This window comes from Lactobacillus sp. LL6 (genome assembly GCF_007570935.1).
In the GTDB taxonomy this organism is placed as follows: Bacteria; Bacillota; Bacilli; order Lactobacillales; family Lactobacillaceae; genus Lactobacillus.
In genome coordinates, this window is record NZ_VLLR01000001.1 from 1,417,656 (window position 1) to 1,439,768 (window position 22,113).

Sequence of the window (22,113 nt, forward strand, 5' to 3'; positions counted from 1 at the left end):
TAAGATTTCTTAGAAATTGTGGTATATTATTTTAAGCAATGTAAGGAGAAAAATATGAAAAAAGTCATTACATATGGAACTTTTGATTTGCTTCACTATGGTCATATTCGTTTATTAAAGCGTGCCAAAGAACTAGGTGATTATTTAATTGTCGGACTTTCAACTGACGAATTTAATGCATTTCAAAAGCATAAAGAAGCTTATAACACTTATCCTGAACGAAAATATATACTTGAAGCTATCCGTTACGTAGATGAGGTGATTCCGGAAAAGGATTGGGATCAAAAAGTAAAAGATGTAGAAAAATATGACATTGATACTTTTGTAATGGGGGATGATTGGAAAGGAAAATTCGACTTTTTAAAACCTTATTGTAAAGTTATTTATTTACCTAGAACTCCTGGAATTTCTACAACTAAAATAAAAGAAGATTTAAAATAAAAAACTCCTAATCTCACTACTTTGAGTAAGATTTGGAGTTTTTTATTTTGAAAAAGTAAATTCGAAACGTTCTGCTACATAACGTGCGCGTGTATATTCAAAAGGCTGTCCATCAGAAAGCTCAGTAACTTGTCTACGAGTAATAAGAGCTTCGCCTTTTTTAGCATTTAAAAGTCTGGCATCTTGTTCATTAGCAATAGCTGCAGAAATATGTTCTGTTACACGTCCAATTTTATAATGATTTTTACTTAAAGCTTCATAAAGATGAGTAGATATATCTTCTTTAGAGATATCTTCAACTAAATCATATGGAATCGTTACTACTTCATAGCAAATTGGAGTCTCATCAGCATATCTAATTCGCTCCATTCGTAAAACATCCTTACCAGCTGGAAGTGCTAAACGTTCTTTTTCTGATAATGATGGTTTGCCAATTTGATAAGAAATCAGCTTACTTGATGGCTTTTGTCCGTTTGCTTTAGTAATTTCAGTAAAAGACATAATACCTGACATCTTTTCCTGAACCTTTTGGCTAGCTACATAAGTTCCACTACCAAGGCGTCTTTCAAGAATTCCTTCTTCTTCTAGCGTTTTTATAGCTTGACGCAAAGTCATTCTTGACACACCAAACTCAACTGCAAGCTGTCTTTCTGCCGGAATTCGATCCCCCACTTTATAGACGTGATTTTCTACATCTTGCTTGATCTGATTATGAATTTTGATGTACATCGGTTCTTCCATAGTGCATCCCTCCAAATCTATAATCAATTATAAGCTAAATTGGTCTAGATTGCATAGTCTAAAGACCCATTTATTTTTTATGGCTATTTTTTCTTAGCGGTCCATTTCATTCCTAAAATATGAACATTAGGTTTTTTACTACATTCAACTTGTAGAGAGTCATCTTTACTTGCAAGTACATTTACTTTAAATTTTGCATTATCTTGAACTGCTAAAATAGCTCCATTTGAATTTAAAACTAAATTACTTCCTGAAAGTTTGGCATCATCACTAACAGCTAAAAAATACTCGTATTCTGCATTTCCATTAAATGTTACACGATTTGCATCACATTTTGCATCATTTTGAAAATCAGCATGAGCCATAATAATCGAATTGTTAAGAGTCACATCAGCTTCATCAATCGCCACCATCCGATTTATAGCACTATTTTGTACGATCATTCTAGCTTGTTTATCTAAATAGACACCGCCATTAAATTTACTATTTAAAATATTCACCCAACACTCATCACTTACATACAAACAAGAATCCTCAATTGATAATACTTCGCTTCCCATCATATTCATCCATGTTTGACCATGAAGTAGTAAGTAATCAAGAATTGAATTATTAAAATCAAGTTCCATGTTAGTTTTATCAAAAGTATTAATACTTCCATGGATTCTAGAATTATTAATAATTGCCGTCCCATGCCCTTCTAAAGCTAAAGCACAATACTCATTTGAGGGATAGTCAATAATTGAATCATTCATTTCTAATTTAAAATCTGATGCTTCAAACATTGAAATAGAACCACCAATAATTTTTGTTGAATATAATTCTAAAGTGATTTTTCCATTTACAGCAATAGTTGCGGTATCTGTTCCGCATCCTTTAATAACACAATTTCGTAAACTCAGATAAGTATCTGCTTCTAAGGGTACAAATAAACTATTTCGATCTTTATTTGTGTTAATACAAAGATTTTCTAAAGTAACATATCGACTATTCTTAGAAATACTGGCATACCCTAAAATCGTTGTATCTTCTGGGCTTGATCCTGTTCCTTTAATAGTGATATCTGCCAAAGTAATTCCCTTAGGTAATTCGTAAAAACCAGGCTCTAAGAACAATACATCATCTGCGTGTAAATCTTTTAATGCATCATGCCAAGTGACTTCTGCGCCACCAGCTCCAATTTTTATAAGTCTAGGCATCCAACTTTTCCCTTTCTAAAAACAAACTAAATACCATTTTACCTGTTTTTCTTTTATAATAGGTAAATAATGCATAATCGAGGTTAAAAAATGAAAGAAATTTCTACAAATAAATTAATGGACTTGCTAAATAATAAAAACATCAACTTAATTGATGTTCGCACTGAAATGGAATATGCTGGTAGCCATATCCCTGAAGCTCAAAATTTTCCACTAGAAGAAATAGCAAAGTTTTCTGGAAATAAAAATCAGCCTTACTACTTAATTTGTAGATCTGGAAATCGTTCTAGTCAAGCAGCAGCTATCCTTGAACTAAAGGGCTACGAAGTCACTAATGTTCAAGGAGGAATGCTCGATTGGCATGGTAAAACTATAAGTGAACTTTAAAAGCTCGGAATTATCCGAGCTTTTATTATTTCATTGATTTTTAGAATTAGAGCACGCAGCTAATGTCTCTGCTGCAACTAACACCACAATTCCAGCTAAAAATCCCCTATTACGTCTCATATTTTCCTCCTGCTTACAAAATATAAGTTTATTGCAATTAATAAGTATAAAGGAAACAAGCTATTTTTCAAATGACATTTATTTATACTAGTATACATAAAATGTATAGTGAAAATAAGCAAAAAAAGAAGCATCTCATAAGAGATACTTCTTAATCGGGTTGGGTGTTCTATAAGAACTATTGGGTTAGCTGGATTCGAACCAGCGCATGATGGTACCAAAAACCATTGCCTTACCACTTGGCTATAACCCAATTCATTGAACTTTTTACTTGTTAGTTCAACTAATTACCAGCTGGATAAACCAGCAATGGAGGAAGGTGGATTCGAACCGCCGAACTCAGAGAGAGCGGTTTTACAGACCGCCGCGTTTAGCCACTTCGCTATTCCTCCGTAATGCACGTTTATTATAATACATAAGTTTAGGGATAAATGCAAGTGTTTTTTGTAAAAAAATCAATTAATTTTTGAAATTATCTTTTTTCTTTATCAAAAGCCATAACACTTTTATTGCATAGCGCTTTCAATAATACTAAACTTTAATTGTAAGAAAATTTTGATAAGGAGAAAACTATGAAAAAATATAATTGGGGAATTGTTGGCACTGGCTGGATTGCTCATGATATGGCTGATGCAATAAATGCAGTTAATGGTGAAATTTATGCTGCAGCTAATAATAATGAAAAATCTGTTGATGAATTCGCTGAAGAAAAGCATGTTAAGCATATTTTTACTGATCCTGATGAAATGATTGAAGATCCTAATATTGATATCATTTATATCGCTACTCCTAATATGTCTCATTATACTTATATAAAAAAGGCGTTAAATGCAGGCAAAAATGTATTCTGTGAAAAACCTATAACAGTTAATGCTAAGCAGTTTGACGAAGTAGCAAAACTTGCTAAGGAAAAACATCTTATCTTAACTGAAGGATTTACTCTTTATCACATGCCTATTTATAAAAAAGTTAAAGATCTTATTAAAGATGGTAAACTTGGTCAAGTAAAAATGATTCAAATTAATTTTGGCAGTTTAAAAGACTATGATCCTTCTAATCGCTTCTTTAGTAAACGTCTTGCTGGTGGAGCCCTTCTTGATATTGGTGGGTATGCTACTGCATTTGCAATGGAATTTTTAGGTGAATATCCAGAAAGTATTACTACTTCAGTTAAATTTTTTGAAACTGGGGTTGATGAACAATCCGGTATTATCTTAAAGAACTCTAAAGGGCAAATGGCAGTAATGTCACTTTCTATGCGTGCTAAACAACCTAAGCGTGGACTTGTCTCTGGCACTAAAGGTTATGTTGAAATAAGCCAATATCCACGTGCAACACGCGCTGACATTACTTACACTGAAAGCGCTCACGAAGAAGATCACGACTATATCGAAGCAGGTGAAAGTTATAAAGCTTTACAATATGAGGTTCGTGACTTTGAACATTATATTGAACAAGGTCATGATGATGGTCAACTAGAGAAATCTCGAGCTATCGCTCATATTTTAAACAGCGTTCGTGTAGCTTGGGGACTTAAATTCCCTTATGACAATGAAAATGAATTATAGAAATTTTTTCCAAGATAAAACGGCAGCTGATAATGGCGACTTTTTAAAAGTCATAGCAGTATCAGCTGTCTTTTTACAATCTATCTTAGGGTTTGCTTTAAATGCTCATCCCAATACAGATACCCAAATTAGAATTGGTATTAGCTATAATGTTGTGAAATTTTCTGCACCTGCTTTTATTTTTAGTATTTTATTTACTAATACGCGGTACAATTTGGGAACAAAATTTAATACTAAAAAGTTTTATCTAAAAATATTACGTAGCTCATTTTTTCCCTATTATTTATGGGGAATAATTTATTTGTTACTTTTTCCAAATTTACAGCAAATTAATCATTATCATAACTTTCAAAGTTTTTTATGGCAGCTTATCAGTGGAAATGCTGCACCTCACTTATGGTATGCAGTAATGATGCTGCAATTTTTGGTATTAATGCCACTATTTAATTTGCTTGTAAAATGGATTGATTTTAATTTTCAGCTTCGAGTGAAAAAATTTATCTTTTATTTGATTATTATTCTAATCTTATCTGCTTCATGGTTAATATTCTATGATTGCTTGATTTTCCATGGTCCTAAAATGCACGATTGGTATTTATTTGACAGATTCTTTATGAGCTTTGCACTTTATGGTTTTCTCGGTGTATTATGTGCTATATTTTTTGAATTTTATTGTGATTTCTTATCAAAATGGAAATACTCGATTGTGGCTATTTTGATATTAAGTTTTATTGTTATTAATCTTGAATTATTTCAATTTGGCTTACCTCTTAATCTAGCAAATGCACCATATTATAAACCTTCAATGACTTTTTATGATTTAAGTGTTATCTTTTTAATTTCTTTATTTGCAATTCATGTCGGACCACGCTTTAAAAAAACAAGTTACTTAATTCATAAATTAGCTCAGATTGCTTACTTAGCTTATCTGCCTAATGCAATGTGGTCATGGATTCTTTGGAATTTATTTGGCAAAATTTTATTTCAACAAGTTCCATTCTTAAGTATTCTTATAATTTATTGTTTAACTTGGATTTTATCTTTTATTACTGCTTTTTTGAGTAGCCCAATATTTATAAAAGCAAAGAAAAATCTCGCTTAAACTATAGATCTAATTCTAGTTTTAAACGAGATTAATCATAAAATTCTATTTATCAATATCAACTAATTCAATTTTGAATAAGCGAGCTAATTGCTTCAATTGTTCTTCAGTAGCATTCAAAGAAATTACTGAATGGTGTCCACCACCTGCATACATCCAAGCTTTAGCACCCGGTTCTAAGCCAACTTTTGGTGTCCACATTTGTTTAGCTGTTGGTAATTTAGGCATTTCTTTTTCAGGGATTTTAGCATCAACTGGATAAGAAACAAACTTATAACCTTTATCAAAGTAAGACAAAGTTACATAAATACCGTCTCCTTCTGATCCCGTAAATACTAATCGTGCTGGATCTGCTTTACCACCAATACCAAGTGGATGAACTTCTACTCTAGGTTTATCAGAGGCTAAGGTAGGATCAACTTCAAGCATATGAGAACCCATAATTGCTTCATGGCCTCGACGTAAATCTAACGTATAATCTTCCATCAAACCAGTTTTCTTATTATCAGCTAATATCTTAATCAATTTACTTAAGCCAGCTGTCTTAAAGTCACCTTCTGGACCAAAACCATATCCTTGTAATTGGAGAAGTTGTACTGCAAGTCCTGGCAATTGTTCAAGTCCTGCAAGATCTTGGAAGTTATCAGTAAAGGCATTGTAATCATTATCATCTAAAAACTTTTTAAGAGCTAAATATTCACGTAATTGATAACGGACAGCGTGAACATATTTTTCATGGTCGTTATCGCCTTCAACCATTTCAAAGTTTTGTTCCAACTTCTTATATTCTTTATCAATATCTTCTTCTTTTACTTCATTAACTAATTTAACTAAATCAGCAATTGGGTAATAATCAACTGTCCAGCCAAGTTTGATTTGAGCAGCAACCTTATCACCTTCAGTAACAGCAACATCACGCATTGTATCGCCAAATCTAGCAATTTTAATGTGAAAACTTTCATCATAAGCAATTGCTACGTGCTCCCAAGAAGCAATTTGTTTTTGAACTTTTTCATCATTCCACCATCCATAAACAATGGTATCTGGAACACCTAACCTTGCATTAATGTATTCATACTCACGATCACCATGTGCACTTTGGTGTAAATTCATATAATCCATATCAATATCATCAAATGGAATATGATTTAAAAATTGTGTACATAAGTGCAGCAGTGGCTTTTGCAATAATTGAGTACCACGAATCCAATTTTTAGCTGGTGAAAAAGTATGCATCCAAGTAATTACCCCAGCAACATCATCACGATAGTTTGCTTCTTTCATAAACTTAGTAATACTTTCTGCAGTTGTAGCAACTAACTTAAATTCAATCGGATATTCTAACTTTCCACTTTTGTTAATACCAGCAACAATTTTTTCTGCATCTTCTTTTACTTCTCTTAAAGCTTCCTCCCCATATAACGGTTGACTACCTACAACAAACCAAAACTTATAATCTGGAACTTTACGCATAATTGATCTCCTTTTTTATTTTAAATAAAACGCTTACATTTTAATTGTAAGGCTAATACCATATAAATTCAATATAAATATAACATATTTATTAATTAATTTTAGCTAATTTTTTTAGCATGATCTTTAGAATGAGCGTTATTTTGCCCATAATAAGCATCTTGACCATGTTTACGATAATAATGCTTATCTAGTAAATATTGTGGTAAATGAATATTACCTCGAGTTAATTGCAAAGAATGATAATCTTCTTCGGCAACTACTTCCAAAACTTTTGCATTATACACTGCTTCTTGCGGAGTTTTTCCCCAAGCAAAAGGGCCGTGCTGACTTACTAAAGATGCTGGAATTGCTTCGTAATCTAAATTTTGTTCCTTAAAAGTACGTACAATTGTTTTTCCAGTATTCCCTTCATAATCTTCTTCAATTTCTTCTTTAGTTAATGCATCAGCAGCCGGTACATCCCCATAAAAAGTATCTGCATGTGTAGTATTAAGTGCTGGAATATCCATATTAGCTGCCGCAAAAGAAACAGCCCATGGAGAATGAGTATGGACAATACCTCCAATTTTTGGAAAATGATTGTACAAATAGGTATGCGTTGGAGTATCTGAAGATGGATTCATAGTCCCTTCTACAACTTCACCATCAAGATTAACAACTACCATATCTTCAGGCTTCAATTCATCATATGGAACTCCAGAAGGTTTAATAACAAACAAACCCTTTTCACGATCAATTCCGGAAACATTTCCCCATGTAAATGAAACCAAATCTAGCTTCGGCAACTGCATATTTGCTTCATAAACTTCCTTTTTTAAGTCTTCTAGCATTATTTTTCTCCTTCTTGAAAATTAATTTTACTTCCAGCAAGCTCCTCTACTGGCAACCCAGCTTGATAATCCCCAATAAACTCCTCATATCCTTTAACACCGTTATCTTCAGGAGTAAGAGTCATGCTTTCTGGATTCTTAAATACATCCTCATCTAAATAATCAGCTAATTTTTTAACACCACCTGTTTCAGCGTACTTTGCTAAAACAGCCATTCCCCATGGACCGCCTTCACTTGCTGTATTCATCACAGTAATAGGGATATTTAAAGCATTAGCTAAAACTTGTTGTCCAATAACAGGTGTAGCAAATAAACCACCTTGAGCTACCATTACATCAGTTTGCACATGTTCTTCATTTAATAAAATATCCATACCGATTTTAAGAGGAGCAAAAGCTGCATATAATTGGCTCAAGAAAAAGTTAGCAAGATTCATCTTACTATTTTCAGTCCTGACAAATAGTGGTCTACCTGCCTTAATTTTTGTAATATTTTCACCAGATAAATAGCTATAATTTACTAAGCCACCAGCATTTGAATCAGCACGAACAGTAGAATCAAATAAGGTCTGATATAAGTTATCCGTACTAATTTTATTACCTGTTGCATCTGCGAATTCTTTAAATAAATTAACCCAGGCATTAATATCTGAAGAACAATTATTAACATGCACCATAGCTACAGGTGTACCTGAAGGAGTAGTTACCAAATCAATATCACGGTGAACAGATTTGAGAGGTTTATCTAAAACATTCATTGAAAATGCTGATGTACCCACGGAAATATTACCTGTACGCTTTCTAACACTGTTCGTCGCTACCATTCCAGTTCCCGCATCCCCTTCTGGAGGTGCCATAAGAGAACCTGCTTTTAAAGAACCTGTGGGGTCTAGTAACTTGGCACCTTGTTCGGTTAACTCCCCCGCACTTTTTCCAGCTACAACAGGTTTTGGTAAAATATTTTCAATTGACCATGAATATTTGGCAACTTCTGGTAATTTGCTAAATTTATTTAAAAAGTCATTGCGATAAGCTAGCACGTTTTCATCTATTGGAAAAATACCTGAAGCATCTCCAATTCCTGTAACTTTTTCTCCTGTTAGCTTCCAATGTACATATCCAGCCAATGTAGTAATAAAATCAATATTATCAACATGTTCTTCCTTGTTAAGAATAGCTTGATATAAATGCGCAATGCTCCATCTTTGAGGAATATTAAAATTAAATAATTCAGTAAGTTTATCAGCTGCTTCTTCAGTAATATTATTTCTCCAAGTTCTAAATGGAGTGAGTAAATTTCCTTCCTTGTCAAATGGTAAATATCCGTGCATCATCGCACTTACACCAATTGAACCAATCCTAGTTAAAGGAATATGATATTTACTTTGAACCGAAGCTTTTAATTGCTTAAAGGCTTGCTGAATTCCTTCCCAGACTTGGTCAAGTGAATATGTCCAAATATTATTTTTATATTGGTTTTCCCATGTAAAACTTCCGGAAGCCAGTGTTTCAAAGTTATTATCAATTAAGACAACTTTTATTCTTGTAGATCCTAATTCAATTCCCAAGGCTGTTTTACCATTTTGAATTTGTTTTTTAGTTTCAAGTAAATTCATAATTATTCTCCTAAGAATTAGTTCTTTCTACATTAATATTTTTAGAGTGTACTTTTTTAATCGCCTTAAAATGATTTGTTCCTTGAGCTTCAATTTCTTCAAGAGTGTGTCCCCTAGTTTCTGGAACACGAGTTTTTATGAAGATTACACCTAATAAGCAAATTACACCAAAAATTGCAAATACTGCTTCTTGTGGCATACTTGCAGTCATAATTGGAAAAATTAAACCAACTAGCCATGAACCAATCCAATTAAATGAAGAAGCAAGACCAGAAGCGCGACCCCTAATAGCTAATGGGAAGATTTCCCCAACCAAAACCCAAGTAAGAGGAGCCCAGGTAAATGAATAAAATGCCACATAAATACAAAGAAATACAACTATTGTAATTGGATTCATATTTGGAATCATCCAATTTAAAATAGCCGGTAAAATAAATGATAGTCCCATTACACTGCCGCCAAGCATTAATAGCGCACGGCGATTAAATTTATCTGCAATCCACATATAAAATAGTGATCCAATCACTAAAATAATACCTTGGATAATTGGCCACATTAAGTTAGAGGAAGCTGCTTGACCAGTTGCTTTTTGTACAATTAAAGGAATATAGTAGAAAATTGCATTAGCACCTTGAAATTGTTGAAAAGCTGCAACACCAACACCAGCAATAACTAAATAACGATACTTGCTACTGAATAAAGTACTCCAGCTAGCTTTTTTATTTGCTTCACGCTCTTTTTTAGCGGTTTTTTTAATGCTTTCTAATTCTTGATTAATTTCAGCAGGGTTTGATCTAATATAGGATAAAACTCGCTTTGCTTGAGCTTCATCACCTTTTTTAAGTAAAAAACGAGGAGACTCAGGTAAACGCAATACTCCCATAAATAAAATCAAAGCCGGCACTGCAGCAAGTCCTAGCATTAATCTCCATGCCCATTCTCCAGGTAAATCTTTTAACAAAAAATCAGCAACATAAGATAAAAGCATCCCTGAAACGATCATAGTTTGATTAAGACCTGATAAACGACCTCTTGCTTTTGCTGGAGCCATTTCTGACATATATGCAGGAACTAATGCCGAAGCAGCTCCAACTGCAAGTCCCAAAAGCATTCTTACAATAATTAGATAATATGGGCTAAGTTTTCCAATATCGGGTGCTATCCCTGATAAAATTGAAAAAATCATAAATATTACCGCAGAAATCAAAATCATTTTACGTCGACCAAGCTTATCAGATAGTTGACCTGCAAGTGCACCACCAAAAATAGCCCCAAACATAACGGCGGAAGTAATCCATCCAACCAAACTCGCTGCGTTTTGCAGATGCCAATCTGCTTCCAAAAATGGTAAGGCCCCGGTCATTACACCGATGTCATAACCAAATAAAATACCACCAAACGATCCAAAGAAGTAAATAAAAGCACTAGATATCTTCTTTTCACTTTTAGCCATTTTTTCCTCCTTTTTCATGAAATTAACTTGTTATTTTCGTCATTGAATGCGCTTTCAATTTATAAATCAATAATACTTCTTTCTCGTCCTTTTTTCAATACAAATTAATAATAAATTTTGCATTTATTATTTTTGTATTTAAAATTATTACACAAATAAAAAAACATCGAACAAATTTTTGCTCAATGTCTTTTTTATTAGTATTATTTTTAATCTATCTTACTGGTTGTTTCATTAGGCATTATCTTAACTTTATAACATTTAGAAGTTACTTTTTTACCATTAATCATATCCAGTAATGTTTTAGCTGCATCTACACCCATTCTTTCTTTAGGATGTGCCACAGTTGTTAAGCGTGGGGAAATATATCTTCCTAAAATATAATCATCAAAACCAGCAACTGAAATATCTGTAGGAATTTTTAAATCTACTGATCTAATTACATCCATCATTTGAATGGCAAGTTCATCATTATAGCAAACTATTGCAGTCGGTCCATTTTCACGATTAATTTTTGAAATTGCTTCTTTTAATATCGGCGACATATTTTCAGTTGACTGATACATAATAGTTTCATTTAAATATGAAATATCAGGATGCTCCATGTAGGCATCTAAAAAACCTCGCAATCTCTTAGTTCCCTGCATGTCATCTACTTGAAACATACCTAAGATCTTTTTATGTCCTAAGCCAATCAAATAATTAGTTATATCTTTTTCAGCTTTTAAATCGTCTACTTCTATATATGGAAAATCTAAATCATTATAATGGGCATTAATCAAAAGAGTAGGAATATTTTTTTCTTTTAAATAATTATAAAGATCTAGATTTTTATTTGGTAATGCACTTTGTGTTGGTTCAATAATTAATCCTGATACTTCATTATCAATCATTCTTTTTAAAGCTTTACGCTCTTCATCAGAATTATTATGGGTATTATTAAGAATTAAAGAATAACCATTTTCTGAAACAACTCTGTCTATACCACTAATAATTCTAGGAAAAATATAATCAGCTAAATGAGTAGTTATTACACCAATCATTTTGGTGTCACTAACTTTAGATTTAATTCTTTTTTTCCAATTATCAACGAACATTCCGCCGCCTTGAATACGATAAATATAGTGTCTATTTTCTAATTCACCAGCTGCTCTTCGAATTGTATAGCGACTTACACTATACATTTGCATTAATTCAGACTCAGTAGGTAATTTTTCGCCTTCTTGATAGTTGCCACTTTCAATATCTTTTATCAGACTATTGCGAACTTTTTCATATTTAATTTCAGACATAAACAACTTTCTTTCTAAAAGCTAAAACATGATTCTGGTGTATCCTACTTTATACTACTAAATTTTTAACTATCTAGGAAGTTTTAAATATAAATTTTTAAAATTATACGGATGAAAGTACATATTAACCAAAAAAGACAGCTCTACAATTAGAACTGTCCCAGTTGAGAAATCAAGCAAGCCATTAAGGGCGCTTAATCTCACGGACTAACCGAGTGATTGAGTCGATTAGCACACTGATAGCAATGATTAATAAAACGTTGGTCATGCCTTACACCTCCTTTGATATGAACCCCGAAATTTGGACAAGAATTTCGGGGTTTTATTATGACTAAATTAACTAAGCAAGATAAAATCGATATTTATAATAATTGGAAAAATTATAAAAAGTCAGCTGAATCATTAAGCAAAGAATATAAAATAGCTTCTAGTGTAGTTAGGTATTTGGTTAGGTTACTTGATAAACATGGATTAGACGTCTTAAACAGGTCATATACTAACTATTCGATTGAGTTTAAAGAGAAGGCAATAAAACGTATACTATATGGTGCTGAACCGATACAACAAATAGCACTAGACCTTGCTTTACCAAGTGATGGAATGCTTCGTAATTGGCTTCGCAAATACAAAGAAGATGGGTATAATGTCATTAATCATCAGAAAGGCAGAAAACCCAATGCAGGACAAAGACAAACAGATCCAAGAACTTCAAAAGCAAATCAAAAATCTCAAACAGAAGAATTTAGAGCTTACTGTCGAGAACGAATTTATAAAAAAATTAGACGCCTTAGTAGCACAAAGAACCAGAAACCAAAAGCACAAGAAATAGTTTCTGCAGTCACACAGCTAAGGCGAGAACTTCACGTGACTGTAAGTTTTGTGCTCAAAGTTATCAATTCTAAGCCTGACCTTCCACATCTATCCAGAAGTAATTATTACTATGTTCAAGGACATGATGATAAAGATAGAAAAAACCAAAAGATTATGAAGAGGATCAAAGAAGTATATGAAGAGCACAAACATCGCTATGGTTATAGAAGAATTACTGCGCAGCTTCAACGTGAAGGACTTAAAATTAATCATAAAAAAGTAAAGCGTCTAATGACTAAAATGCACTTATATGGCATTGCCATTAGACGTAAGTATAAATATTCAAGCTATCGTGGAACTGTAGGTAAAATCAAAGCTAACCTAATCAAACGCAATTTCAAGTCTGTGATGCCAAATATAAAGTGGTATTCAGACGTGACAGAATTTCATTTAAATGGTGAAAAGCTTTATTTATCCCCAATCATGGATGGTTGCACACAAGAGATCGTCTCTTATACTCTCAGCCACAGACCTGTTTTAAAACAAGTAATGGATATGTTAGAACATGCATACAAGAAGTATCCAGCACTTAATGGCTTGATCTTCCATACTGATCAAGGTTGGCAATATCAAAAACCACTCTTCCAAAATTGGCTCAAAAACCATGGTATTACTCAAAGTATGTCACGCAAAGGTAACTCCTTAGATGATGGCATGATGGAGGGGGTTCTTTGGCATACTCAAAAGAGAAATGTTCTACGGTTTTGAGAAAAACTTTAAAAACTTAGATGAATTAGAACAAGCTATTAGAGAATATATTAAGTATTACAACACTAAGAGAATAAAATCTATACTAAAAAATCGCACTCCGATTGAATATCGGAATGCGATCATGAATCAAAGCTAATCAATAATATGTCCTAATTTTAGGGTTCATATCATACACCTCCTTTCAACGCATAAGCGTTTTTAATTAGGTGCTTAAAGCACGCATTAAACATTTTACCATTTTGTTGATTCTATGCTATAATCTTTTTAGCAAGATTAATAAAACTAGGTCATACCTAGCACGCAAAAAGTCGGGCTGATTACCCGCATTAGCTAATGGAGTGTACATGGTTAACACGTCACTCTTTTTTGTTTTGCTATATTAATAATTAAGATAAAAAAGCAAAAAAAAAGAACACAGCTCTCACTGTGTTCTTTTTCACCTCTGTCAATTCACCACGGACTAAAGTCCGTGGCTTGTAACTCACGACTCTCATTGAGTCAGCAGTCCAAATGTCTTGCGACTCCTGCTTGTTTGTGGCTACATCATATCGGACGATTGACTTACGCCCGTTTATCTAGCAAGATTTAGCTCACTAGATGTTCTAACAGGATCATAAACTGATCTGCTAGCTATTTATCTTTGATTATTATCGGCTCTTCTTCACCAGATACATATCTTGTCCCTAATTGCTGGATATTGATAGCTGCTAAACGGTCATCATTTGTGCTATAACCACACTTATCACAGATATAGAGATGCAAATCATGATCTCTATTCTCCTTGCGAATACGTCCGCACTTAGGACACCTTTGACTGGTGTACTCTGCCGGTAATTCAACAGTTTGAGAAGAATTAAGGTTTGATTTATAAGTTAAGAATTGACCTAATTGGAAGAAAGCCCAAGATACATTTTCATATCTGGAATCTTTATTGGTCTTTTCTGTAGCTTCTCTAACTCCGCCCAAATCTTCAATTACAAAAAGGGTATTCTTGCCATACTTATTAACGAGTGTCTTAGACAATTGATGATTGACATCAGTCATCCAACGGTTCTCTCGCTGACCGATTTTTTTCAGTCTTCGTTTGGCAGATTTAGTACCTTTAGCTTGTAATTGAGCTCTTAATTTCTTATATTTTCTGCGTTTTCTAGCAACTTGTTTGCCATCAAAGAAAGCTGTCTTACCATGCTCATCATAACAGGTTGCCAAAAAGCGTAGTCCACGATCAATACCAACTACATGCTCAGTCTGTGAAACTTGATAATCAGGTATTTCTTTAGTAGCAGAAACATGCAGATACCACTTGTTTCCAATATTCAAAAGCTTGCCAATTCCTAATTTCCATTCAGGTGTAAAGTATTGATCAAAGCCTTTACAGATTGGAGTTACTTTGACTCTGCCATCTAAAGTATTTAAAGAGAGCAAGTTTTTAGAAGCTAAATAAGACCAGTCTCTGTTTCTCTGCAAGTCAACTTGTGGAGTATTAAAAGAAATCGGATTCCAAAGCCAGTCTAAATTACGATAAACACGCTGATAAACTTTCTTGCCTTTAGCATTCTTTTGGCCAGTATCATAATACAGTGGATTATTAAAGAGCTGAGTCTTAACAGTCTTATACTTGGCAACAACATTTCTAATTGCAGATTGAGCCATTTGGGACTTTAAGCCAAATTTTGAACGCAAATCAGAATAAATAGCTTTATTCAGTCTGGTCTGTGACATATCAAAATTATGATTAAATATGTACTCAGAAATATAGTTACAAGTAAGACGATAAGCTTCCATAGTTTTTTCAAATTTGTTAGCAATAGTTTGATTATCAAAGTTTAGTTTTACTTTGATAGTAACAGTTTGGTTCATTGTTGTCCTCCTTTCTTCACAAATATTATATCAAATATAAACTGTGAAATATATAAAATATCAAAAAAATAAGCTGACGCGAACGCATCAGCTTAAGGCTATCCCTCCAGCGATTAAAATCGCTGGTATCTCGCCTAAAAATCAATGAATTGGGTTAGCTGGATTCGAACCAGCGCATGATGGTACCAAAAACCATTGCCTTACCACTTGGCTATAACCCATCCTTCGAACCTTTTACTTGTTAGTTCTATTCAAATGGTTCTCACCACTCGACATTTAATAGTATAGGGGATAACAAGAAAAGAGTCAAGAAAAATTTGAAACTTTTTCAAAAAAATTTAGTCAATTACTACAGCACCTTGTGAGGCTAGTGTATCACGTACTAATTCGTGGCTTTCTCTACTTTCAATTAAGTCCTTAATCTCATCTTGATATTCTGCAAAATGCTTTGAATCAAGGTGTGCTTTGTACTCAGTGTCATTTGAATATACTTCAAGTACAAACCATTCATCAGGATTACTCTTATCATTACCTGCAATGATCATTTCAACGCCAACTTCTTCGGCCATAGCATTGGTAATTTCTTTCTTTATTGCATGTTCAAACTTATCCTCATTACCTTTTTTAACATTAATTTTATTAAGATGCATTACAAACTCGTTAGCATAAGAATTAAGAGCTTTATTTGGCTTTGTTGTAATAATTTGTGCATTCAAATCCCAAGTTTTTTGCTCTTGGGCAATTCTCTTAATAGTTTCTGCATACTCATCTGCATGATCAGCAGCAGTATATAAATCTTCAGCTATTGGACTACGGAACAATCTTACAACATAATTAATAGTTCCTTGGGCATCTTCATGACCACTACCAATAATCAAAGTATCAATTTGTGCTGGAATTGATTGATGCATATCATTTTCAGCTTCTCTAATATATTCTGCACGATCTTCTTTTTTGATAACTAACTTAGTTAACTTTAATACAGGTGTATTGTCCATTTTTTTCTCCTAAAAAATCTAATAAAAAATCTAGCTTATAAGTATATTTTAGAACTTATTATAAAAACAACAAGGCAAAATACACTTAAAATTATTTTTGATTTTCTATTGACTTTTATTAAAAACAGTATAATATTATTAACAACAATTTAATTAATAAATCGCAATGAGAAAGAAAAGTAGATCAAATAATAGCTTCCAGAGAGTCTCGATTGGTGTGAAGAGATAGCTTCCTTATTTGATTAAAAATCACTTTTGAGTCTAAAGCTTAAATTAAAGTAAGTTTTAGTGGGAGCGCCCATTATAGTCGCAGCGTATCGCCGGTTTGGCCGTACGTGTACGAGGTGTTTTAATAAGCACGAATATAGGGTGGTACCACGCTCAGCGTCCCTTAGTCCAAGTTGGACTAAGGGGCGTTTTTCTTTTTCATTAAGAAATTTTAGGAGGAAATATTATGAATGAGTCAACCTCAACGAAACTCACATTTAAAAAATATTTAGTAGTGGCTTCCCTTTTATTCGGGCTGTTTTTTGGAGCTGGGAACTTAATTTTTCCACTTCATTTGGGTCAATTAGCTGGAAAAAATTGGATGATGGCAGCTGTCGGATTCTTGATTACCGGAGTATTATTACCACTTTTATCAGTTTTAGCAGTGGCAGTCACACGTGCTGACGGAGTTTTTGACATTGGTAAACCTCTTGGAACTGGATTCGCATTAGTGTTTATGGTTTTAATCCATGCAACAATTGGACCACTTTTTGGAACTCCTCGTACTGCAACTGTCTCTTTTACAGTTGGACTTGCTCCGTTTATTGACAAACATTATCAATCTGTAGCATTACTTGTATTTTCAGCATTATTTTTTGCAGCAGCATTTTACTTCTCATATCGAGAAAACGACATCTTAACTAATATTGGTAAAATCTTAAATCCAGTATTTTTAGGACTTTTATTTTTAGTCTTTGTAGTTGCTTTTGCTCGTCCTTTAGGCAATCCTGCAACTGCCCCCGTAACTCCCAACTATGTTCATGGTGCGCTTGTTAATGGATTTTTAGAAGGTTATAACACAATGGATGCCTTAGCTGGATTAGCATTTGGTGTAACTGTTGTAACAGCAATTCGCCTAATGGGGCAAAAATCAAGTAAAGATGTTTCTAAAGTAGTTGCAAAGTCCGGCGTCCTTTCAATGGGTGCTGTTGCTGTAATTTATGTTCTTTTAATCATTTTAGGTGCAATGTCACTTGGTCGTTTTAAGGTATCTGCAGATGGCGGTGTTGCATTTAATCAATTAGTAAACGCATATGCTGGTAATTTTGGACAAATTGTCTTAGCATTCTTACTAACAGTAACTTGTTTAACAACTGCTGTGGGATTAGTAGCTGCCTTTGCTCAAGATTTTCACAATCATTTTCCTAAAGTCAGCTACCACACTTGGCTTGCATTAAGTTGCTTTGCTTCATTCTTAGCCGCAAACTTTGGTCTTGATCAAATCATTGCTTGGTCGACTCCAATGTTAATGTTCTTATACCCTCTTTCAATGGTACTTATCTTACTTTCAGTAGCGTCCCCACTTTTCAAACGAGATGGTGTAGTATACTTCTGGGTAGTAATGCTTACTGTAGTTCCTGCACTGGGCGATATGGTTGTAGCTTTTCCAAGTGTTGTTAGCCAAAGTACCTTTGGCACATGGGTAGCTTCTTTAAGAAATGTATTGCCTTTAGCAAGCGTGGGACTTTCATGGCTTTTACCCGCTCTTGCAGGATTAGTAATTGGATTAGTCGTTCATGTATTTCGCCGCAAAAAATTATCTTACAATGAAATGGAATTAGATTAGTATTTCCTGGGAAATATTTCTCATATTAAAAATGCGTTGTCATTGACAGCGCATTTTTAATTATATTAGTTTATTTACTTAAATCTTCACCATTTGAATTAATTACCTTTTTATACCAGTAATATGAGTCCTTTGGCATTCTCTTTAAACTGCCTTTTCCATCATCGTCACGATCAACATAGATAAAACCATAACGCTTAGACATTTGCCCAGTACCGGCACTTACGCAATCAATGCAACCCCAAGTTGTATAACCAATAAGGTCTACTCCATCATCCACTGCTTTACGCATTGCTTCAATATGTCGAGCTAAGTAGTCAATTCTATACTTATCATGAATTTTACCATCATCACTAATTTTATCAACTGCACCTAAACCATTTTCAACGACCATCATTGGTAAATCATAACGATCATACATTACTTCAAGATAGTATTGAAGTCCTGTTGGATCAGTTGCCCAACCCCATTCAGAATACTGAAGGTATGGATTCTTAGCACCAGCCGCAAAATTTCCACTTGCTTTATCTTTTACTTCATGAGTTGTAATTACATTACTCATATAATAACTAAAGGCATACATATCAACTGTTCCTTCAGCCAAAGTTTTCTTATCTTCTTCAGTAATATCAAGATGGACATTATGTGCATCCCATAAACGCTTAGAATAAGTTGGATACTTACCTTTGCATTGAACATCGCCACAATAAAGAACAGTTTCTTCCATTTGATGACGAGTTGCAAGCATATCTTCTGGATCTGGAGTTAATGGATAATCCAAAATTCCGCAAATCATATTACCCACTACATAATTTGAGTCAATTTCATGTGCTAATTTAACAGCTTTAGCACTTGCCACAAATTGATAATGAAGTTTTTGATATGCATGTTGAAAAGTTTTATCATCAGTAACATTATTGCCAAATGCACTAAGCATCAAAAGTGTAGAATTAATTTCATTAAAAGTCAGCCAGTACTTAACCAAACCCTTATATTCTTCAAACAAAACTTTAGCATATTTGACATACATATCAATCATCTTGCGGTCGCCCCAGTCATGATACTTTTCACTCAAATATAGGGGATCTTCATAGTGAGAAATAGTGACTAAAGGTTCAATATTATATTTTTTGCATTCTTCAAAAACTTTACGATAAAAGTCAAGTCCAGCTTGATTAGCCTTTTCTTCATCACCTTTTGGAAAAATCCGTGTCCACGCAATTGATAATCTAAAGGTTTTAAATCCCATATCAGCAAACATTTTAATATCTTCTTTATAGTGATGATAAAAGTCGATTGCTACATGGTTAGGATAATAACTGTTAGGGTCTATCGCTCCAATTGCACCATCTGGTAAACCAGCTCCAGGAACTGCTGGTGTTTTTTCTAATTTTCCATTTAATTTATAAGTAAGCATTCGTGGCTTTTTTAAACTGCCAGCAGTAGTTATATCTGTTACTGACAAGCCTTTACCATCTTTATCATAAGCACCTTCAATTTGATTAGCGGCAGTTGCTCCGCCCCATAAAAAATCTTTCTTAAATGACATAATTTTCTCTTTTCTGTATAAAACGCTTTCTTTTACTTATTATAAACTTATTTAAGCCGGTTGAATGGTAGACGCTACAGAATTTTCTGCTTTCTTACCGATTAAGACTATAATCTTTTGCCCTGTATTTACTCTACCAGTTGCTACTTGTTTAATATCACTATAATTTTTAGAATTAGTAATAACTATTGGAGTAGTAACAATATATCCTGCATTTTTAATTTTTTGAATATCGAACTTAATTAAATTATCGCCAGCCTTAACCTTATCGCCCTTTTTAACTAATGTTTCAAATCCATCACCTTGCAAATTAACTGTGTCCATTCCAATATGCATTAATACTTCTGCACCATCATTAGTCTTCATTCCAATTGCGTGACTTGTTGGAAAAGTCATAACAATCTCACCATTTGCTGGAGCATGTAATATTCCTTCGGTAGGCTCAATAGCTACACCTTGTCCCATTGCACCACTAGAAAACACTTCATCTTTTACCTCACTAAGTGGCATAATAGTTCCATCTTCTGGACTTACTAGATCAGTATCCACATTTAAAATAGGAGTAGTGGGTTCTGGATTTTTGATTGCTTCTACTGTCTTTTTAGCTTGCTTTTCATTATAAGCTTGGTCAACATACTTTTTACCAAACATGAATTGAAGAACAAAACCTACAATGAATGCAACAATTGCGGCAATAATAACTCCAACAATTTGAAGAGTAGAGTTTCCTTTAGGATCAACATAACCAGGAATTGCAAAGAATCCCATTGATGGAAGCATGAATAATTTAGCACCTACTCCACCAATAATTGCACCACTAATTCCACCACCAATACAGCTTAAAATAAATGGTACTTTACGCGGAAGTGTTACACCATAGATAGCTGGTTCAGTAACACCAAAAAGTCCTGAGAAAAATGCCCCAATAGCATTTTTCTTTAAGCTTGGATCTTTAGTTTGTTTAATCATTGCTAAAACTACACCAATTTGTGCATAGCAAACCATACAAGAAAGACCTAAAATTGGATCATATCCTAAAGCCGCTAAATCTGTAGTAGCTACAGCAACAATTCCCCAGTGAATTCCAAAAATTACTAATACTTGCCAAAGAGCTCCTACAAGCGCACCAGCTAAAATTGGACTAAATTGATAAATACCAGACATTACTGCACCAATACCATCACCAACCCAAGTGGTAACTGGACCAATTACAATAAACGCAACAGGTAAAGTGATTAACATAGTTACTACAGGAACAATGAAAGTTTTAATTACTGCTGGAACCCATTTATTTGCCCAATGTTCAATAATTGAAGCAAACCATACTGCAAAGATAATTGGCAAAACAGTTGAAGTATAATTCATCGTTACAACTGGAATACCAAAAAATGTAGTATGAATTTCTGATGCAAACGGTGTTCCGCTAAACAAGGTTCCTAAAACCGTTTTACTTGCTGCCAATTGTACCATTGATGGATAAGTAAGGACTCCCCCAATTGCTAAACCAATAAATTGATTCATATGAAATCGTCTAGCAGCAGTTACTCCCAAGAAAATTGGTAAAAAATAAAAGATTGAATCACCAATTGCATAGAGAATTTGATAAGCTCCTGATTTAGTAGAAAACCAGCCAAACACTCCAGCCATTACAGTTAGACCTTTAATAATACCACCAGCACTAAGTGGCCCTAAAATGTCAGTGAATATTCCAGAAATTAGCGATATTGCTTTATCCATAAAACTTGTATCATCATTTTCGCCGTAATCATCAGCAACTTCTCCTCCGCCGCTAAAGCCTCCTTCTTTTAAAACAGCATCATATACATCACTAACTTCATTTCCAATAACTACTTGATACTGACCAGCTGCTTTGACAACTGTTACAATTCCATCAGTATCTTTTAAGACATCATCATTAGCTTTTGACTCATCTTTCAACTTAAATCTTAATCTAGTTGTACAATGAACAACACTATTAACATTGTCTTTTCCACCAACATTTTCAATGATAGTTTTAGCTAACTTATCATAATTATCAGCCATAATGTTCCTCCTAATTAAAAAAT

Annotated in this window: 16 protein-coding genes, 3 tRNA genes, 1 pseudogene and 1 other annotated feature; of the genes and pseudogenes, 6 read left to right on the plus strand and 14 right to left on the minus strand. The window is 33.7% G+C overall.

From position 1 onward, the window contains the following. Positions 1-54: 54 nt before the first annotated feature. The gene (gene tagD / locus FOD82_RS06700; protein WP_144355704.1) at positions 55-441 is read left to right on the plus strand and encodes a glycerol-3-phosphate cytidylyltransferase; all 387 of its coding nucleotides are present in this window, start codon (positions 55-57) and stop codon (positions 439-441) included. A 42-nt stretch (positions 442-483) separates the two neighbouring features. On the opposite strand, the gene FOD82_RS06705 is transcribed toward tagD, so the two are convergent. Next, entirely contained in the window at positions 484-1,182 is a 699-nt protein-coding gene (locus FOD82_RS06705; protein WP_144355705.1) for a GntR family transcriptional regulator, read from the minus strand. Between the two features lie 83 nt (positions 1,183-1,265). Beyond that, on the minus strand, positions 1,266-2,381 hold the full coding sequence (locus tag FOD82_RS06710) for a hypothetical protein (RefSeq protein WP_144355706.1): 1,116 nt from the start codon (positions 2,379-2,381) through the stop codon (positions 1,266-1,268). Positions 2,382-2,471: 90 nt separating this feature from the next. Here FOD82_RS06710 and FOD82_RS06715 point away from each other — a divergent pair, with 90 nt between their 5' ends. Then, positions 2,472-2,768, plus strand: a complete 297-nt coding sequence (locus tag FOD82_RS06715) for a rhodanese-like domain-containing protein (RefSeq protein WP_144355707.1) — start codon at positions 2,472-2,474, stop codon at positions 2,766-2,768. Positions 2,769-3,069: 301 nt separating this feature from the next. On the opposite strand, the gene FOD82_RS06720 is transcribed toward FOD82_RS06715, so the two are convergent. Both FOD82_RS06720 and FOD82_RS06725 read right to left on the minus strand, forming a co-directional pair. Further along, positions 3,070-3,141 (minus strand) — tRNA-Gln (locus FOD82_RS06720). Positions 3,142-3,198: 57 nt separating this feature from the next. Beyond that, positions 3,199-3,280: transfer RNA gene (locus tag FOD82_RS06725), tRNA-Tyr, on the minus strand. A 180-nt stretch (positions 3,281-3,460) separates the two neighbouring features. Between FOD82_RS06725 and FOD82_RS06730 the strand changes: the two genes are divergently transcribed. Further along, complete coding sequence (locus tag FOD82_RS06730; protein ID WP_144355708.1) at positions 3,461-4,456, plus strand: Gfo/Idh/MocA family oxidoreductase; 996 nt, start codon at positions 3,461-3,463, stop codon at positions 4,454-4,456. After that, positions 4,434-5,558, plus strand: coding sequence for an acyltransferase family protein (locus FOD82_RS06735; RefSeq protein WP_144355709.1), 1,125 nt, complete (start codon positions 4,434-4,436; stop codon positions 5,556-5,558). The genes FOD82_RS06730 and FOD82_RS06735 overlap by 23 nt, the downstream gene beginning before the upstream one ends. Before the next feature lie 45 nt (positions 5,559-5,603). Here the strand turns inward: FOD82_RS06735 and araA are convergent, their stop codons facing one another. From araA to FOD82_RS06760, 5 genes are all read right to left on the minus strand, one after another. Then, positions 5,604-7,031 (minus strand): L-arabinose isomerase, encoded by a 1,428-nt coding sequence (gene araA, locus FOD82_RS06740; protein ID WP_144355710.1) that lies wholly within the window; start codon positions 7,029-7,031, stop codon positions 5,604-5,606. Between the two features lie 101 nt (positions 7,032-7,132). Next, complete coding sequence (locus tag FOD82_RS06745; RefSeq protein WP_144355711.1) at positions 7,133-7,864, minus strand: L-ribulose-5-phosphate 4-epimerase; 732 nt, start codon at positions 7,862-7,864, stop codon at positions 7,133-7,135. Further along, positions 7,864-9,480: an FGGY-family carbohydrate kinase gene (locus FOD82_RS06750; protein ID WP_144355712.1), complete on the minus strand. Its 1,617-nt coding sequence runs from the start codon at positions 9,478-9,480 to the stop codon at positions 7,864-7,866. Before FOD82_RS06750 ends, FOD82_RS06745 begins: the two co-directional genes overlap by 1 nt. 10 nt (positions 9,481-9,490) lie before the next feature. Beyond that, positions 9,491-10,933, minus strand: coding sequence for a sugar porter family MFS transporter (locus FOD82_RS06755; RefSeq protein WP_144355713.1), 1,443 nt, complete (start codon positions 10,931-10,933; stop codon positions 9,491-9,493). 209 nt (positions 10,934-11,142) lie between these two features. Beyond that, positions 11,143-12,225, minus strand: a complete 1,083-nt coding sequence (locus FOD82_RS06760) for a GntR family transcriptional regulator (protein ID WP_144355714.1) — start codon at positions 12,223-12,225, stop codon at positions 11,143-11,145. Positions 12,226-12,552: 327 nt separating this feature from the next. Between FOD82_RS06760 and FOD82_RS06765 the strand changes: the two are divergent. Further along, positions 12,553-13,942: pseudogene (locus FOD82_RS06765) on the plus strand (IS3 family transposase). A gap of 494 nt (positions 13,943-14,436) precedes the next feature. Here the strand turns inward: FOD82_RS06765 and FOD82_RS06770 are convergent. The 3 genes from FOD82_RS06770 to FOD82_RS06780 form a co-directional block, all read right to left on the minus strand. Further along, positions 14,437-15,666: an RNA-guided endonuclease TnpB family protein gene (locus tag FOD82_RS06770; protein ID WP_144355715.1), complete on the minus strand. Its 1,230-nt coding sequence runs from the start codon at positions 15,664-15,666 to the stop codon at positions 14,437-14,439. Positions 15,667-15,815: 149 nt separating this feature from the next. Then, positions 15,816-15,887, minus strand: a tRNA-Gln gene (locus tag FOD82_RS06775). A 117-nt stretch (positions 15,888-16,004) separates the two neighbouring features. Further along, entirely contained in the window at positions 16,005-16,664 is a 660-nt protein-coding gene (locus FOD82_RS06780; RefSeq protein WP_144355716.1) for an antibiotic biosynthesis monooxygenase, read from the minus strand. Positions 16,665-16,821: 157 nt separating this feature from the next. Further along, positions 16,822-17,059 (plus strand) — a binding site (T-box leader). Between the two features lie 59 nt (positions 17,060-17,118). Between FOD82_RS06780 and brnQ the strand changes: the two genes are divergently transcribed. Further along, entirely contained in the window at positions 17,119-18,498 is a 1,380-nt protein-coding gene (gene brnQ / locus FOD82_RS06785) for a branched-chain amino acid transport system II carrier protein (protein WP_144355717.1), read from the plus strand. Positions 18,499-18,568: 70 nt separating this feature from the next. Here brnQ and FOD82_RS06790 read toward each other — a convergent pair whose 3' ends face one another. Both FOD82_RS06790 and FOD82_RS06795 read right to left on the minus strand, forming a co-directional pair. Next, a complete protein-coding gene (locus tag FOD82_RS06790; protein WP_144355718.1) occupies positions 18,569-20,047 on the minus strand; it encodes a family 1 glycosylhydrolase in 1,479 nt (492 codons plus the stop codon). Positions 20,048-20,098: 51 nt separating this feature from the next. Further along, positions 20,099-22,090 (minus strand): beta-glucoside-specific PTS transporter subunit IIABC, encoded by a 1,992-nt coding sequence (locus FOD82_RS06795; RefSeq protein WP_144355719.1) that lies wholly within the window; start codon positions 22,088-22,090, stop codon positions 20,099-20,101. Between the last annotated feature and the right edge of the window lie 23 nt (positions 22,091-22,113).